This window comes from Pseudomonas mandelii, assembly GCF_024138395.1.
Classification (GTDB): domain Bacteria; phylum Pseudomonadota; class Gammaproteobacteria; order Pseudomonadales; family Pseudomonadaceae; genus Aquipseudomonas; species Aquipseudomonas mandelii_E.
Window position 1 is genome coordinate 20,586 of sequence record NZ_JAMYDU010000031.1, and the last position, 16,035, is coordinate 36,620.

The following is a 16,035-nucleotide window of genomic DNA, read 5'->3' on the forward strand; positions in this document are numbered from 1 at the left end:
ACAGGGGGCGGCGTTGTATTAGAGACCCTGTTTTGTTCTTGTCACGATAATTTGTAGGGGCTTGTTACTACCATCGTCGAATGGTTCTATAGGCCCCGCCCGGCTACAACTGGGGCCATACAAAAACAACTATTCCACCGAGGTAAGAAAGATGAGTGCGGCTTCTTTGTATCCCGTTCGTCCCGAGGTAGCAGCCAACACGCTGACTGACGAGGCCACCTATAAGGCCATGTACCAGCAGTCGGTCGTCAACCCGGACGGTTTCTGGCGTGAACAAGCCAAGCGCCTCGACTGGATCAAGCCTTTCACCACGGTGAAGCAGACGTCCTTCGACGATCACCATGTCGACATCAAATGGTTCGCCGACGGCACGCTGAACGTTTCCTACAACTGCCTCGACCGTCATCTGGCCGAGCGCGGCGATCAAATCGCGATTATTTGGGAAGGGGATAACCCTGCCGAAAGCCGCAACATCACCTACCGCGAGCTGCACGAACAAGTCTGCAAGTTCGCCAACGCCTTGCGCGGCCAGGATGTGCACCGCGGCGACGTGGTGACGATCTATATGCCGATGATCCCCGAAGCCGTGGTCGCCATGCTGGCCTGCACCCGGATCGGCGCGATTCATTCGGTGGTGTTCGGCGGTTTCTCGCCGGAAGCCCTGGCCGGTCGCATCATCGACTGCAAATCCAAAGTGGTGATCACTGCTGACGAAGGCATTCGTGCCGGCAAGAAGATTCCGCTCAAGGCCAACGTCGATGATGCGCTGACCAACCCGGAAACCAGCAGCATTCAGAAAGTCATCGTGTGCCAGCGCACCGGTGGCGACATCAAGTGGAACCAGCATCGCGACATCTGGTACGAAGACCTGATGAAAGTGGCGGGCACCGTTTGCGCGCCGAAAGAGATGGGCGCCGAAGAAGCGCTGTTCATCCTTTATACCTCCGGTTCCACCGGCAAGCCGAAGGGCGTGCAACACACCACCGGCGGTTACCTGCTGTATGCGGCGATGACCCATGAGCGGGTGTTCGACTACCGTCCGGGCGAAATCTACTGGTGTACCGCCGACGTCGGCTGGGTCACCGGCCACAGTTACATCGTCTACGGTCCGCTGGCCAATGGCGCGACGACGCTGCTGTTCGAAGGCGTGCCGAACTATCCGGACATCACCCGGGTGGCGAAGATCGTCGACAAGCACAAGGTCAACATCCTCTACACGGCGCCTACCGCGATTCGCGCAATGATGGCGTCGGGCAAGGCCGCTGTTGAAGGCGCTGACGGCAGCAGCTTGCGTCTGCTGGGTTCGGTCGGTGAACCGATCAACCCGGAAGCGTGGGACTGGTACTACAAGAATGTCGGTCAATCCCGTTGCCCGATCGTCGATACCTGGTGGCAGACCGAAACCGGCGGCAACATGATGAGCCCGCTACCGGGTGCTCACGCGCTCAAGCCGGGTTCGGCGGCACGTCCGTTCTTCGGCGTGGTGCCAGCGCTGGTGGACAACCTCGGTAACATCATCGAGGGCGTTGCCGAGGGCAACCTGGTGATTCTCGATTCGTGGCCAGGCCAGGCGCGCACGCTGTATGGCGACCATGACCGTTTCGTCGACACCTACTTCAAGACCTTCCGTGGCATGTACTTCACCGGTGACGGTGCGCGTCGTGACGAGGACGGTTACTACTGGATCACCGGGCGTGTGGATGACGTGCTTAACGTTTCCGGGCACCGCATGGGCACCGCCGAGATCGAAAGCGCGATGGTCGCTCACCCGAAAGTCGCCGAAGCGGCGGTGGTCGGTGTGCCGCATGACATCAAGGGGCAGGGCATCTATGTCTATGTCACGTTGATCGGTGGCGAAGAGCCGAGCGAGCAACTGCGCCTGGAACTGAAAAACTGGGTGCGTAAAGAGATCGGTCCGATTGCTTCGCCGGATGTGATTCAGTGGGCGCCGGGGCTGCCGAAAACCCGTTCGGGCAAGATCATGCGCCGCATTCTGCGCAAGATTGCCACGGCGGAATACGATGGGTTGGGGGATATTTCGACCTTGGCGGATCCGGGGGTGGTGCAGCATTTGATTGATACGCACAAGACCATGAACGTCGCCTAAGCGCCGATTCCTGAGTCATCGAAGCCCCGCCAGGTGTTGAGTCTGGTGGGGTTTTTTTCATGTGATCAGGTTGGGAGCGTCGGCGGCTGTGCGGGCCTCTTCGCGGGCAAGCCTCGCTCCTACAGGGTTGTGTTTCGCCAATTTTGATCGACTCAATCCTGTAGGAGCGAGGCTTGCCCGCGAAGGCGATCTATCAGACGCCCAATAATTATCGGCTTCCCCCGTAGGCCAATTCCCACTGTTACCCATCACCCTTCAAGTAACCGAATATGTAACCCTGCGCCCGGCAACGAGGCATTGGGAAACGCAAAGCCCTGTTTCAGGGCCTCTCAACCCGGCATGAAAAATAAGACACAACGCTGCGCTTGCCGGATTAGAAGGGTTTGCCAATAATGGGCCCGCAATTTGCAATATAGATCGGTTCACTGTCTTTTGCTCTTGCATGAAATTGCAAGGCTGTCAACGCGCTCAAGCGGCATTCTCGGTGCATCTGTAATTTGTTGTCGCATTGAAGAAATATCGGCTTCGGGCCTGTCGTTAGAATGCCGATCACTCGCTCGTCGTTGCCTGCGTTGAAATCAATGAGTGAAATCAATGTTGAATTCAGCGCACGCGTTCCAGGACGCAGCACCGCTTTGCTGTTTAACCCATTCGCATATTGGGCTGTCGCTCACTCTGCCGTTTTTGCCCTTTACCGATGGAGTCCCAAGATGAAGAAACTTGTGCTGCTTGGCGCCCTGGCACTGTCCGTGCTGTCCCTGCCGACCTTCGCCGATGACAAGCCCGTAAAAATCGGTATCGAAGCAGCTTACCCTCCGTTCGCCTCCAAAGCGCCGGACGGCAGCATCGTCGGTTTCGACTACGACATCGGCAACGCCCTGTGCGAAGAGATGAAGGTCAAGTGCGTATGGGTCGAGCAAGAGTTCGACGGCCTGATCCCGGCACTAAAAGTGCGCAAGATCGACGCGATCCTGTCGTCCATGTCGATCACTGAAGATCGCAAGAAGTCCGTGGACTTCACCAACAAGTATTACAACACCCCGGCTCGCCTGGTCATGAAGGCTGGCACTGAGGTCAGCGAAAGCCTGGCTGAGTTGAAGGGCAAGAATATCGGCGTGCAACGTGGTTCGATCCACGAGCGTTTCGCCCGCGAAGTCCTGGCCCCATTGGGTGCCGAGATCAAGCCTTACGGTTCGCAGAATGAAATCTACCTCGACGTGGCCGCCGGTCGCCTCGACGGCACCGTGGCAGACGCGACCTTGTTGGATGACGGTTTCCTGAAAACCGACGCCGGCAAAGGTTTCGCGTTCGTGGGTCCGGCCTTCACCGACGTCAAATACTTCGGCGACGGCGTAGGCATCGCGGTTCGCAAGGGCGACGCGCTGAAAGACAAGATCAACACCGCGATCGCTGCCATTCGTGAGAACGGCAAGTACAAGCAAATCCAGGACAAGTACTTCGCCTTCGATATCTACGGCAAGTAATCGTCTGCGCAACACGTCCGAAATGGCGCAAGCAACAGGATCTCTGAGGTTTGCGCCATTTTTTCATCCCAACTTTCGAGGACCTGAATCATGTTGAAAGGCTACGGGGCTGTCATCCTCGATGGCGCATGGCTGACGCTTCAGCTCGCCTTGTCGTCCATGGTCTTGGCCATCGTTCTGGGTCTGATCGGCGTTTCGCTGCGTCTGTCGCCGATTCGCTGGCTGGCCCGGCTAGGCGATCTGTATTCCACGGTGATCCGCGGTATTCCCGATCTGGTGCTGATCCTGCTGATTTTCTACGGCGGTCAGGACCTGCTCAACCGCGTCGCGCCGATGCTCGGCTATGACGACTACATCGACCTGAACCCGTTGGCCGCCGGTATTGGCACCCTGGGCTTCATCTTTGGTGCGTACCTGTCGGAAACCTTCCGTGGCGCCTTCATGGCGATCCCGAAGGGGCAGGCAGAAGCCGGCATGGCGTACGGCATGAGCAGTTTTCAGGTGTTTTTCCGGGTGTTGGTGCCGCAGATGATTCGTCTGGCGATTCCGGGCTTCACCAACAACTGGCTGGTATTGACCAAGGCGACCGCGCTGATTTCGGTGGTCGGTCTGCAAGACATGATGTTCAAGGCCAAGCAGGCGGCTGATGCTACCCGCGAGCCTTTCACCTTCTTCCTCGCAGTGGCGGCGATGTACCTGGTGATTACCAGCGTCTCGTTGCTGGCATTGCGTCACCTTGAGAAGCGCTACTCGGTAGGCGTAAGGGCGGCTGATCTATGATCTTCGACTACAACGTCATTTGGGAGGCACTGCCGCTGTACTTCGGCGGCCTGGTGACCACCCTCAAATTGCTCGCGCTGTCGCTGTTCTTCGGTCTGTTGGCGGCGTTGCCGTTGGGGCTGATGCGCGTCTCGAAGAATGCCGCCGTCAACATGTCGGCCTGGCTCTTCACCTACGTGATCCGCGGCACGCCGATGCTGGTGCAGCTGTTTTTGATCTACTACGGACTGGCGCAATTCGAAGCCGTGCGGGAAAGCTTCATGTGGCCTTGGTTGTCCAGCGCGACCTTCTGTGCGTGCCTGGCCTTCGCCATCAACACCAGCGCCTACACCGCGGAAATCATCGCCGGCAGCCTGCGCGCCACGCCGAATGGCGAGATCGAAGCCGCGAAAGCGATGGGCATGTCGCGCTTCAAGATGTACAAGCGCATCCTGCTGCCATCGGCCCTGCGCCGGGCGTTGCCGCAGTACAGCAACGAAGTGATCATGATGCTGCAGACCACCAGTCTGGCGTCCATCGTGACCCTGATCGACATCACCGGTGCCGCGCGCACGGTCAACGCTCAGTTCTACTTGCCGTTCGAAGCCTACATCACCGCCGGCGTGTTCTACCTGTGCCTGACGTTCATTCTGGTGCGCCTGTTCAAAATGGCCGAGCACCGCTGGCTGGGCTATCTGGCCCCGCGGAAGCACTGATATGGAACGCATCGATCATGCATTGCCGTGGAGCCACCTGGGCAGCGAACGGCGGATTTCGGTGTTCCGCTTCGGTGCTGGCGAGCGCAAGGCCTACATTCAAGCCAGCCTGCACGCCGATGAACTGCCGGGGATGCGCACGGCCTGGGAGCTGAAAAAGCGCCTGACCGAACTCGAAGCCCAAGGCTTGCTGAACGGTGTGATCGAACTGGTGCCGGTGGCCAATCCACTGGGCCTGGGTCAATTGCTTCAGGGTAACCATCAAGGGCGTTTCGAAGCGGGTAGCGGCAAGAATTTCAACCGGGATTTCGTCGAACTGAGCGAGCCCGTGGCCGCTGAGCTGCAAGGGCATTTGGGTGACGATCCTCACGCCAATATCCGTTTGATCCGTGAAACCATGAGCGATGTGCTGGCTGCATTGCCGCCTGCCGCGAGTCAGTTGCAAGGTATGCAGCGCATCTTGCTCAGCCATGCCTGCACCGCCGATGTGGTGCTGGATTTGCATTGCGATTGCGAAGCGGCGCTGCACATGTATGCCTTGCCGCAACACTGGCCGCAATGGCGTTCACTGGCTGCACACTTGAACGTCAAGGTCGGGCTGCTGGCGGAAGATTCCGGCGGCAGCTCCTTTGACGAGGCGTGCTCGCTGCCTTGGCTGCGTCTGTCGCGTCTGTTCCCCGATGCAACGATTCCACTGGCCTGCCTGGCGACGACCATCGAGTTGGGCGGCCAATCCGATACCGGTCGCCCAGAGGCGCAGGCTTACGCCGAAGGCATTCTGGCGTTCCTCGCTGAACAAGGCTTGATCAGCGGCGAGTGGCCAAAACCTGCGCGAGACGCTTGTGAAGGTCTGCCGTTCGAAGGCACCGAATTGCTGTTCGCGCCGCATCCTGGCGTGGTGAGTTTTCTGCGTAAACCCGGTGAGTGGGTTGAAGCGGGCGACGAGATTTTCGAAGTGATCGATCCGTTATCGGATCGGGTCAGCACGGTGTGTGCTGGTACGTCCGGGGTGCTGTTTGCCATTGAACGGCTGCGTTATGCCCAACCCGGTTTCTGGCTGGCCAAGGTGGCGGGGCGCGAAGCGCTGCGTCACGGGCGCTTGCTCAACGACTGACTGACTGTTTTTGTGAGAACCGACCGCATGTACAAACTTGAAGTCCAAGACCTGCATAAACGCTATGGCAGTCACGAAGTGCTCAAGGGTGTGTCCCTGAAAGCGGCGGCTGGCGATGTGATCAGCATCATCGGCTCCAGTGGCTCCGGCAAAAGTACGTTCCTGCGCTGCATCAACCTGCTCGAGCAGCCGCACGCGGGCAAGATTTTGCTCAACAACGAAGAGCTGAAACTGGTTGCCAACAAAGACGGCGCGCTGAAAGCCGCCGACCCGAAACAGCTGCAGCGCATGCGTTCGCGCCTGTCGATGGTGTTCCAGCATTTCAACCTGTGGTCGCACATGACCGCGATGGAAAACATCATGGAAGCGCCGGTCCACGTGCTCGGCATGTCCAAGACCGAAGCCCGCGAGAAGGCCGAGCACTACCTGAACAAGGTCGGTGTTGCTCATCGTAAAGACGCCTACCCGGGCCACATGTCCGGCGGTGAGCAGCAGCGTGTGGCGATTGCCCGTGCGCTGGCGATGGAGCCTGAGGTGATGTTGTTCGACGAACCGACTTCGGCCCTCGACCCTGAGTTGGTCGGTGATGTGCTGAAAGTCATGCAGGCCCTGGCACAGGAAGGCCGGACCATGGTGGTGGTGACCCACGAAATGGGCTTTGCCCGTGAAGTGTCGAACCAGCTGGTGTTCCTGCACAAAGGCGTCGTCGAAGAATGCGGCAACCCGCGTGAAGTGCTGGTCAATCCGCAGTCCGAGCGTTTGCAGCAATTTTTGTCCGGCAGCTTGAAATAATCAGGCCTGCCGTTGTGTACCTGGATAGTGCATGCTTCGCAGCCTAGCGGCTGGCCCCGATCCCATGTAGGAGCTGCCGAAGGCTGCGATCTTTTGATCTTGATTTTTCAAATCAAAAGATCGCAGCCTCGTTTCACTCGACAGCTCCTACAGGGGGGGCGGCAAGCCAGCTCCCACATTTTTAATCTAGGTCGGTTTCAAGATTTGCGTTCATTTACGGGCTAGCATTGGCCCATGCCTTCATTCTGTTCTTCGTTTCGGATTGCCCGCCATGACTGCCCATCGAATTGGTTTCCTGATTTGGCCCAGCACTAAAGCTCTGACGCTTGCGCTGGCTGAGGAGGCCTTGCGTGTTGCCCAGCGTGTGCATCCGGACGTAGTTTACGAACTGTCGTTTTTGCAGGCCGAACCGCCGACCGAAGGCGCCTGGCAATTGCCGGGTGAGCCATGGGCCGGCAAGCTCGAAAACTTCCAGAAACTGTTCCTGCTCGCCGACGAGCCGCCGATCGCACTTGCGCCGGCGCTCAGTAGTGGCCTGAAACAACTGGTGCGTGCCGGGTGTGTAATCGGCGGTCTGTCGGCCGGTGTGTACCCGTTGGCGCAACTCGGTTTGCTCGACGGTTACCGCGCCGCTGTCCACTGGCGCTGGCAAGACGATTTCGCCGAACGCTTCCCGAAAGTCATCGCCACCAGTCATCTGTTCGATTGGGATCGCGATCGGCTGACCGCCTGCGGTGGTTTGTCGGTGCTCGACTTGCTGCTCGCCGTGCTGGCCCGTGATCACGGCGCCGAACTGGCCGGTGCCGTGTCCGAAGAACTGGTGGTGGAACGCATCCGCGAAGGCGGCGAACGCCAGCGCATTCCGTTGCAAAATCGCCTCGGCTCCAGTCACCCAAAGCTCACGCAAGCCGTGTTGCTGATGGAAGCCAACATCGAAGAGCCGCTGACCACCGACGAAATCGCCCAGCATGTGTGCGTGTCACGTCGGCAGCTGGAGCGGATCTTCAAGCAGTACCTCAACCGGGTGCCGAGCCAGTATTACCTGGAACTGCGCCTTAACAAGGCCCGGCAGATGTTGATGCAAACCAGCAAGTCGATCATTCAGATCGGCCTTTCTTGTGGCTTCTCTTCGGGGCCACATTTCTCCAGTGCCTACCGCAATTTCTTCGGTGCGACGCCGCGGGAAGATCGCAACCAGCGGCGCAGCAGCAGCCCGTTTGAATTGTCATCGGTGCCGTCAGAGCGCGGATAGCCTTGCCCAGTAAGGCCATGGGGTGTCCTCCCAGGCCTTCGTCTTTCTGTGATCTGTCAACTTTCCAGCTCGACCTCCGGCGCAAAGCCAGGCGGGCGAGGCATTCCGGCCACTCCAGGGATGTTCAGCGTATTCCCCGTTTTATAGTAATAAGCCGCTACCCTCTCCAGGCTTTGCGGGGAAAGTGGGTTGTTCCTGAAGTCGAAATTGGCCGTGTAAACAGGGTCGGCCTCTATCAACTCGATCGGCATTTCGGTGATTGCATTGTCGTTAAGATAGGCAAACCTCAAGCCGTGACTGTTGAACAAACCCTTTGGCGGTTGGGTAATTGCGGTGTTGCTCAGATCCAGCGTAAGCAAGGCGTCGAGACGACTGATGTCGGGTGTTAATCCCAGCGGGTTTTTGCTCAAGTTCAGACTTAGCAGGTTGTCCATTGAACCCAGTGCATGAAGCGTTTGCGTGGTCAGCGTGATGTGGCACTCGGACAGGCTCATTTCCCGCAGTTGGCCCATCCTGAAAACTGCTTCGGGTACGTTGTTCAACCGGTAGCCCCGGATAGCAAGGCTCTCCAGATTGGGAAAGTAATCGAGGAAGCGGGTGAACGACGGAGCAATGAGGTCCGAGCTCATCAAGTAGAGTCCGCGGACGTGACCGAAGTCCGCCGTCAACACCGGCAAGTCGCCCATGATTGACAGGTTGGAAATGAAACCGGGTTCAAGGAACGGGGTGGCTGGCGCGATTCGTTGCCAGCATCGTTCCAGGCTTTCTTTGAACAACAATCTTTTGTGCTGCTCTTGCAGAAGATGCACGGCACTTAAAGGTTGCCCCGTCAGCGGATGATTTGGAATATCGGTCATCCATACGGTCAGATCGCGGCGCAACGCCTCAAGCTCAGCGTGTTTGCGCGCCAGTTCGAGGCGCCCGTCGGCCAGCGAACCCGGTAGGCGATAGATGAATTCGCTGGCCTGTTGGTTACTGAAGTTCGGGTACAGCGTTTTTACTTGATCAATGTCGGCTTCAGGCGCCAAGACCCCAAGCTGTGTTCCAGTTCGCTGGTGATAGGCCTTTATAGATTCACGGGTTTTTTCGGACAGTGGGTTGTTGCTGAGATCAAATCCTTCGGCGACATCAGCAGGCAAGGCGTCAAAGCTTTCAGGCAGTTCCGTTATCCGGTTGTTGCTCAAGATAGCGTATTCGAGTTGCGCATTGTTTGTCAGCGCGGTGGGAATGTGCTCGATACCCGTCCTTGAGAGGTCGATATGTTTCAACTTTGTCAGCGCTGATACATCCGGGACTCGTCCCAGTGGGTTGTTGGCCAGATCCAGTGTATCCAGGTTGCGCAGCGACGAGAGTAGCGCCTGCCCCTCTTCGCTGAAAACAACACCACAATTGTTTAGCGTCAGAATCTCAAGTGTCGGCATGCCGTTAATGGCTTGAGGCAGTTGGTTTATCGCTGAATCACTTATGTTCAGCTGATAAAGGCCTGTAAAGCTATCAAGAAAACGCGACGTCCCATTCAAGGCATCGTTGCCTTTCAACACCAACTCCGTGACATGGCTGAAGTCTGCTGACAACACGGGCATATCACCTATGAACGGCAGGTCCGCACTCAGTGTGTTGGCCCGCAGTTCTGGCGCCACTCTTACCCTTTGGCGCCAGAGTTGTTCCAGTGCCTGGCTGAACCCGGTTCTACTTTTGCGCTGCTCAATCAGATCGTCGTAACCCAGAGCGGTGCCGGTCCTGGGATGATGGGATGGAATGTCGTCAGCCCAGTCCCGGAGTTCGCTAGTCAACCGGGTTATCTCTACTTCCCATTGCGATAGCCGGGTGCGGCCGTCTTCCAGTGTTCCGGGCAGTTTGTAAATCACGTGGCTGGCGTCTTCGGTTCCCAACTCCGGAAACAGAAGACGAGCGCGATCGATGTCCGCCTGTTCGGCAATCACGGCAAAGTCGTTTCCGTTTCGAGCGTAGTAGTCCTTTATCCGATTGCGGCTGGCAGACGACAGCGGATTGTTGGCGAGGTTGATGCCATCGGCGATAAACGGGTCAAGCTCGAAGAAGTTCTCTGGCAGTTCGGTTATCTGGTTTCCATTGAGAATCGCAGTGTGCAGGATCTTGCGATCGGTGAGGCCGGTTGGCAATTCGGGAATACCCGCATTGGACAGGCGGATGTCGTTGAGTGCAGGCATCGCCTCCATGTTGAGCGTGATCGCCAACGGATTTTCACTCAGATCCAGGCTTTCAAGCTCCTTGAGCGATGACAATGCGGCCTGGCCTTCGGGCGCGAGCGTTACCTGGCAATTGCGCATGATCAGCTCTTTCAGCTTGGGCATGCCGGCAACGGCTTGTGGCACCTGATGAAGTGTGAAGTTCTTCAGATCCAGGCTGATCAAATTGGGAAACAACTGCAGAAACGGGTCAGTGGCGAGCAGTGCAACGTTACCGTTGAGTTCCAAACTTGAAATGTGGCTGAAATCGGTGGTCAGAAATGGCATGTCGCCTGTGAACTTCAGGTCCGTCGCGAAGTAATAATCGCGCATTCGAGAGTTGCCTGACACGCCATGATCTTCCAGCGGTTCGGGTACAACGCGCCGGCGCCATTGTTGTTCGATTGTTTGACTGAAATCTGCCCTGCATTGACGCTCTGCCTCTATCGCGCCGACGTCGACTAACTGGCCGGTGACCGGGTGGTGTTCGGTGACCTGGCGTTGCCAGATCTGCAAGTCGCCGAGCAGTTGCTTGAGCTCCACTCTCCAGCGTTCAAGTTGCAAGCGACCATCGTTGAGTGTGCCAGGCAAATCATAAATGACGTTACTGGCCTCCAGCGTGTCCAGTTCTGGAAACAGCGCTTGGGTCAGGCTGATATCCGCTGGGTCGGCTCGAACGCCGAAATCTCTGCCCTGTTCCCGGAAGTAGGTTTTTATCCGGTTTCGGGTCTCCCTCGATAACGGGTTATCGGCAAAATTGAACGCGCTGCTGCGACTGGCCGGGAGTTCGAAGAACGCTTGCGGCAACTCCGTGATGTGATTGCCACCGAAAAACACTTTGTTCAGATTTGGCTGAGTCGTCAGGCCGACAGGAACAACGGAAATACTGCCATTGGACAGATCCAGATGCGTCAATCTCGATAGCATGGAGACATCGGGTGCCGTCCCTAATGGGTTGTTGATCAGTTTCAAGGTCTCCAGACTGTTCAACGACGAAAGCGCGGTCTCGATCTCCGGTGTCAGCACCAGCGCGCAACTGTCCAGTACCAATGTCTTGAGCTGCGGCATACGGCTGATCGCCCGGGGCAATTGATCCAGTGAAAAGCCATGCATGTTCAAGCGTTGCACATTCGCGAAGCGCGCCAGGAAGGGGGAGGTCGCGACAACGTCGGCATTACCCATCAGCGTCAGGTCTGAAACATGGCTGAAATCGGCGGAAAGTACCGGCATATCCCCGGTGAATCGCAGGGATGCGGCAAATTCGCCGTTCAATCGACTGCGCCAGGCCTGCTCCAGTACTCGAGCGAACGTCGATCTGGCGAGCTGTTCGTGAGTCTGCTGGTTGCCATCCAGAATGTCCCCGGTCAACGGGGCGTCTCCGGGAACGTCGTTGACCCATTGCGCAAGGTCGCCGTTCAACCGGGTAATTTCGATTTCCCAGTGCGAAAGCTGCGCTCGTCCTTGAGCCAGCGTGCCGGGCAGGCGATACAAGAAGTCAGTCGCTTGATCGGCGGTCATGCCTGTAAACAGGTTTGTTGTCCGGACGATATCGGCCGGCTCGGCCAGTATTCTGAAACGTACCCCGGTTCGATTGAAGTAAACCTTTACCCGATCTTGAGTAGCTGCAGAGAGTGGGTTGTTTGAAAAATCCAGTTGAGCACCGTGTTCGGCGGGCAACCTGAAAAAAGCGTCTGGCAGTTCGGTTATCCGGTTGCCATCGAATCTGGCAATTATCGGGTGAGGACGATCCAGCAGACGGGCGGGAGGCGTGGAGATACCGGTGTTGGCCAGGTTGAGGAACTGCAAGGCTGGCATCCTTTGTATATCGGGCGAGGCCGACAGCGGATTGTCCATCAGATCCAGCAGGGACAGTTCGGTCAACGAAGCAAGAATGCGTTGGTCGGCGAGAGAAAGGGTAATGCCGCAATTGCGCATGACCAATTGATGAAGTCTGGGCAGTGACGCGATGGACGGTGGCAGGTTGTGCAGGTTGAAGTTATGGACGTCCAGGAACCGTAAGCCGGAGAAATTTTGTAAAAAAGATTCCAAAGCACCCGTGCTGGCGCTGCCGTTCATTGTCAACGTGCTGACATGGGCAAAGTTTGCGTCCAGCGTCGGGAAGTCGCCTATTATGGCGTCTGGCAGGTAGAGGCTGTGGCCCGTTTGCCCAAGTGTTTCTCCTCGCCAGCAACGCTGGACCGCATCCCTGAAAAACCGGCGGTTGCGCACGACGGCCATGTGCTCGATCGGCGTGAATGGCAATCCGCTGGCGGGATTGTTGTGTGGTGCATCATGCACCCAACGATTGAGTTGCCGGGTCAGACGGGAGTATTCGACGCTCAAACGGGAGCGTCGTGTACGTTCACTTCGCCGGTAACCTTGATTGCCTAACAGCCGCAGTGTATCAACGACCGGCTCATCAATCGGCGAGTTCGAAATCGCGACCCGCAGTTCGCTGCGCTCCATTGCCCGCTCGCGGATTGCATCTTTAAGCTTCGGCGCCTGACCGATCTGGATATCCAGGGCCTGGCGCTCGCTGTCCGGTAACGCGTATAAAACACTGGCGTAAAAGTCACTCGCCGAATGCAGTTGCTGACCGCGGCTGTCATAAGGCTGATAGGTGCCGTCGGTCTGTCTCACCAGGATTTTTTGTATCGGCGCATCGGCAGGTCCGGTGCTGTCCAGCATTAATCCTTCGTAATTTCGCTCGCGAATTTCGAGCCGAACGTCTCTGCTCCAGCCGGGCAGGTTCTTGAGACTGTGAAGCGCCAGAGTGTCCGAATCAGCGTTGCTCACCGAGTCGAGCTCCAATCCTTCATAAGCGCGCGTGAGGCGTACTTCCTGATTGGCCAGTTGTACAAGATCCTGCTGACGTTGGGGCAACTGGCCTTCACTGATTTGAATCAGCTCGTCCCCGTTGGCCGTATTGAGCAATTCTCTGGTGATGCTGGCCGGCAATTGAGGGTCGTACTGGCTGATGGCTTGTGCCAATGGATCCTCGATGCGTTCGAGCGCCTGATAGCGTGATTCAAAGATTGTCGTTCGTTGTTGCCAGGCCAGCTCGGCCAGTTGCTTTCTCAATGTCCGGGTGCGCACTTGCAGCGAGGGCGTCGGGCCACCAAATTCCTCTCCCAACAGGGCTTTTATTTCCCCCTCATCAAGCGAATGCAGCAGTGTTTTGAGCAGGTCGCCGTCGATCAGACGGTTCTGCCAGATTTCTGTCAGCGGCAAGGTTTCCTCACCGGAGGATTGCCAGAGCGTTTCTCCCTGTTGATCAATGAAGCTCAGTCGCTTGCTCTCTGGCCATCGCCCATGCTCCGTAAGCAGTTGCAGTTGAATCGCCGGATCAGCACTGAGGTAATCCGCGGGCAGGTTGCTGTCCAGCTGATTGACCAAGGCTTTCAAGTCCTGATCAATCCTGAAGCGCTTGATGGTGTCGGCCAGCAACGGCGGCAACGGTTGCTGCTCGACATGCATTTTGCGCAAGGCATCTTCGTTGTAACCGCTGACCTGAAGGATCAGCTCGCGTTCGGCTGGCGTAACTGTTTCAACCGAATGGCCGATCCGACGCAGGAGCATGGGTTTGTCCCACTCCAGTGGTTGCTCGAGCTCGGTATGCCAGGCACCGTCGCCGTTGTGTCGCACCAGCGGCTGATAAGCGTCCGGCCGAGTCGGGTGGTCGATGCGGTATTCGCCGGGAATCGAGCCTTCACTCACGGCAAAATGCGCGTCGTCGAGGGGCAGCAGTTGTCTGCCTTGGTGTTGATGCAGGCCCAGTTCATTGGGCGTGGACTCCGCCCCTGGAATGTCTTGTTGCTTGTAGCGGGCGAGATCCGGTTCCCAGTACCGGGTTTGCCCATCGGCCAATTCGATTGGCTTGAAGCGGTCGATGAAGGCGACGATCTCTTTGGGCAATACCTTGCGAAACTCGCCTGCGCCAATCGCGCCGCCGACTGCAAACGTCCCCAGCTGGACCAGCGATTCCACGGTGCCCATGAAATGCTCAAAGGCCTCGGTGGTCCGGCCCTGCGCCCATTCGATGATCCCTTCGAAGGCTTCGTCGAGCAGCTGATAGGCCATGTACGCCATCATCGCTTCCCCCAGCACGGGCACGAACGGTGCCACGATGAACGCCGCGGTTTGAAGAATCGACGAAGCAATGTTGACCAGCGAATCCCAGAAGGCCCAACGGGCTCTTTGGTCGACGTCTGCCGTCGGGACAGCGATGGATTTGGCGTCATTCAGGATTTTGTTGAGTTTGGCCTGATACAGGTGCTGCCACAGATCGTCGTTGAACGGCGTGAAGGCCGTTTGCAAGTTGGGCCGGTCAAGGGGCGTTTCCCGCCAGGTGGGTTCCGAACTGCCTGCGACGGGCGGGTGCCACTGTATTTTGCTCAGCCGATCATTGAGGCTGGCGAAGAAAAAGCCGCGTTGCTCATGGTTCACGAACCGGCTGAAAAACTGCTGGTACTCCTTCGAACGCAACTGACGGGTCAGCTCAATGACCATCTCAAGGGCCGAGGCGTATTCCTTGATTGGGTGTTCTGGGTCATCCGGGACATACGCCACCACGCGGGCGATTTTTTGCGCCTGATCCAGGTCCGGGGCGAACACGACAATACCGGTGAGCGGTGCGGACATCAGGGTCACGTCGTGACACAACACGGCCTGCCCATTGACCCGTAAACCTTGCAGCCCGTCGAGCACACCGCCAATCAGGCGAAAATAGCTTTCGGAAATGTCCCGGTTCATCCGCGCCCATTGCAGGGCGGCTTTCAAGGTGGCTTGTTGGCTGGCATCGATTTTCAGCCGCAGGGACGATGCGGCGGTCGGATCGGCAAAACCAAGCGCGTCTTCGAGATAGCGTGTGTATTGCGCGCCGATGTCCAGTTCACGACAGAGTTTCGTAAAGGCCGGGATGCTCAGTTGCTGCTTGATGAGCGGCAGGGTGTCGAACTGGCCGGTCGCGGACGGCTGTGTAATGAAAGTCGAAGCCGTTTCGAAGGCGGTGTCTTCGGTTTCCTTTTCTTCGAAATTGTGCAGCGCTGCGTCGAGCAGCGACACCGTCCAGGTGCGGGCGCCGGTCTTGATTGTAAACCAGGGGACCGTCACGGAAATGTACAGGCGCAGAAAGGTTGTCCTGACATCGAGATCCAGATTGAAGCGGCTCTTCAGCGCAGCTTCAAGGATCGGCGCGGCGAAGGCGCAGGCGTCTTGCAGGTGTTCCAGGCGTTTATCGACTTCACTTTGCGCAGTCCAGTGCGCGGCATTAAGCGCCTTCAATTCCTGGTGGTGTGCCGCGGGCGCGGCCTGAAGTCCGGCCGGAAGTTGCGGCTGAGTGTTCTTCAGCGTCTTGCGCCTGGCCGGAGAGACATTGCCCAGCCAGTCGGGAATTGCGTTTTTGAGGTGTAGATAATGACGGTCCGGGTTGAGCGAATCAGCGGTGTCGATGGCGGTCATGCGCTATTCCTTTAGCGAGGGGGTAACCCTCAGGAAAACAAACGCTGAAGCACGGTGTGCGGTACATATTTACCGCATCCGTCGACGAGCCTGCCTATAACCTGTGTCAGCGGTTTAAACTGCGCCTTTGCGACGCTATTTGTC

General features: G+C 57.5%; 8 protein-coding genes. 7 read left to right on the top strand and 1 reads right to left on the bottom strand.

The features are described 5' to 3' along the window. Positions 1 to 151: 151 nt before the first annotated feature. From acs to argR, 7 genes are all read left to right on the top strand, one after another. On the top strand, positions 152 to 2,107 hold the full coding sequence (gene acs, locus NHU87_RS25980) for an acetate--CoA ligase (RefSeq protein WP_253553691.1): 1,956 nt from the start codon (positions 152 to 154) through the stop codon (positions 2,105 to 2,107). A gap of 710 nt (positions 2,108 to 2,817) precedes the next feature. After that, complete coding sequence (locus NHU87_RS25985; RefSeq protein ID WP_253553694.1) at positions 2,818 to 3,591, top strand: ABC transporter substrate-binding protein; 774 nt, start codon at positions 2,818 to 2,820, stop codon at positions 3,589 to 3,591. Between the two features lie 90 nt (positions 3,592 to 3,681). After that, positions 3,682 to 4,371, top strand: a complete 690-nt coding sequence (locus NHU87_RS25990; RefSeq protein WP_253553697.1) for an ABC transporter permease — start codon at positions 3,682 to 3,684, stop codon at positions 4,369 to 4,371. Further along, the gene (locus tag NHU87_RS25995; protein ID WP_253553699.1) at positions 4,368 to 5,066 is read left to right on the top strand and encodes an ABC transporter permease; all 699 of its coding nucleotides are present in this window, start codon (positions 4,368 to 4,370) and stop codon (positions 5,064 to 5,066) included. The genes NHU87_RS25990 and NHU87_RS25995 overlap by 4 nt, the downstream gene beginning before the upstream one ends. A 1-nt stretch (position 5,067) precedes the next feature. Beyond that, the gene (locus NHU87_RS26000) at positions 5,068 to 6,180 is read left to right on the top strand and encodes a M14 family metallopeptidase (RefSeq protein ID WP_253553702.1); all 1,113 of its coding nucleotides are present in this window, start codon (positions 5,068 to 5,070) and stop codon (positions 6,178 to 6,180) included. Positions 6,181 to 6,207: 27 nt separating this feature from the next. Then, on the top strand, positions 6,208 to 6,972 hold the full coding sequence (locus tag NHU87_RS26005; protein WP_253553704.1) for an ABC transporter ATP-binding protein: 765 nt from the start codon (positions 6,208 to 6,210) through the stop codon (positions 6,970 to 6,972). Between the two features lie 271 nt (positions 6,973 to 7,243). Beyond that, positions 7,244 to 8,224, top strand: coding sequence for a transcriptional regulator ArgR (gene argR, locus NHU87_RS26010; protein WP_253553706.1), 981 nt, complete (start codon positions 7,244 to 7,246; stop codon positions 8,222 to 8,224). Positions 8,225 to 8,280: 56 nt separating this feature from the next. On the opposite strand, the gene NHU87_RS26015 is transcribed toward argR, so the two are convergent. Next, a complete protein-coding gene (locus tag NHU87_RS26015; RefSeq protein ID WP_437180858.1) occupies positions 8,281 to 15,891 on the bottom strand; it encodes a dermonecrotic toxin domain-containing protein in 7,611 nt (2,536 codons plus the stop codon). Between the last annotated feature and the right edge of the window lie 144 nt (positions 15,892 to 16,035).

Excerpts from the sequence above, each read along its gene's own strand:
- acs (WP_253553691.1), top strand. The coding sequence starts at position 152 with ATGAGTGCGGCTTCTTTGTATCCCGTTCGTCCCGAGGTAGCAGCCAAC.
- NHU87_RS25985 (WP_253553694.1), top strand. The coding sequence starts at position 2,818 with ATGAAGAAACTTGTGCTGCTTGGCGCCCTGGCACTGTCCGTGCTGTCC.
- NHU87_RS25990 (WP_253553697.1), top strand. The coding sequence starts at position 3,682 with ATGTTGAAAGGCTACGGGGCTGTCATCCTCGATGGCGCATGGCTGACG.
- NHU87_RS25995 (WP_253553699.1), top strand. The coding sequence starts at position 4,368 with ATGATCTTCGACTACAACGTCATTTGGGAGGCACTGCCGCTGTACTTC.
- NHU87_RS26000 (WP_253553702.1), top strand. The coding sequence starts at position 5,068 with ATGGAACGCATCGATCATGCATTGCCGTGGAGCCACCTGGGCAGCGAA.
- NHU87_RS26005 (WP_253553704.1), top strand. The coding sequence starts at position 6,208 with ATGTACAAACTTGAAGTCCAAGACCTGCATAAACGCTATGGCAGTCAC.
- argR (WP_253553706.1), top strand. The coding sequence starts at position 7,244 with ATGACTGCCCATCGAATTGGTTTCCTGATTTGGCCCAGCACTAAAGCT.
- NHU87_RS26015 (WP_437180858.1), bottom strand. The coding sequence starts at position 15,891 with ATGACCGCCATCGACACCGCTGATTCGCTCAACCCGGACCGTCATTAT.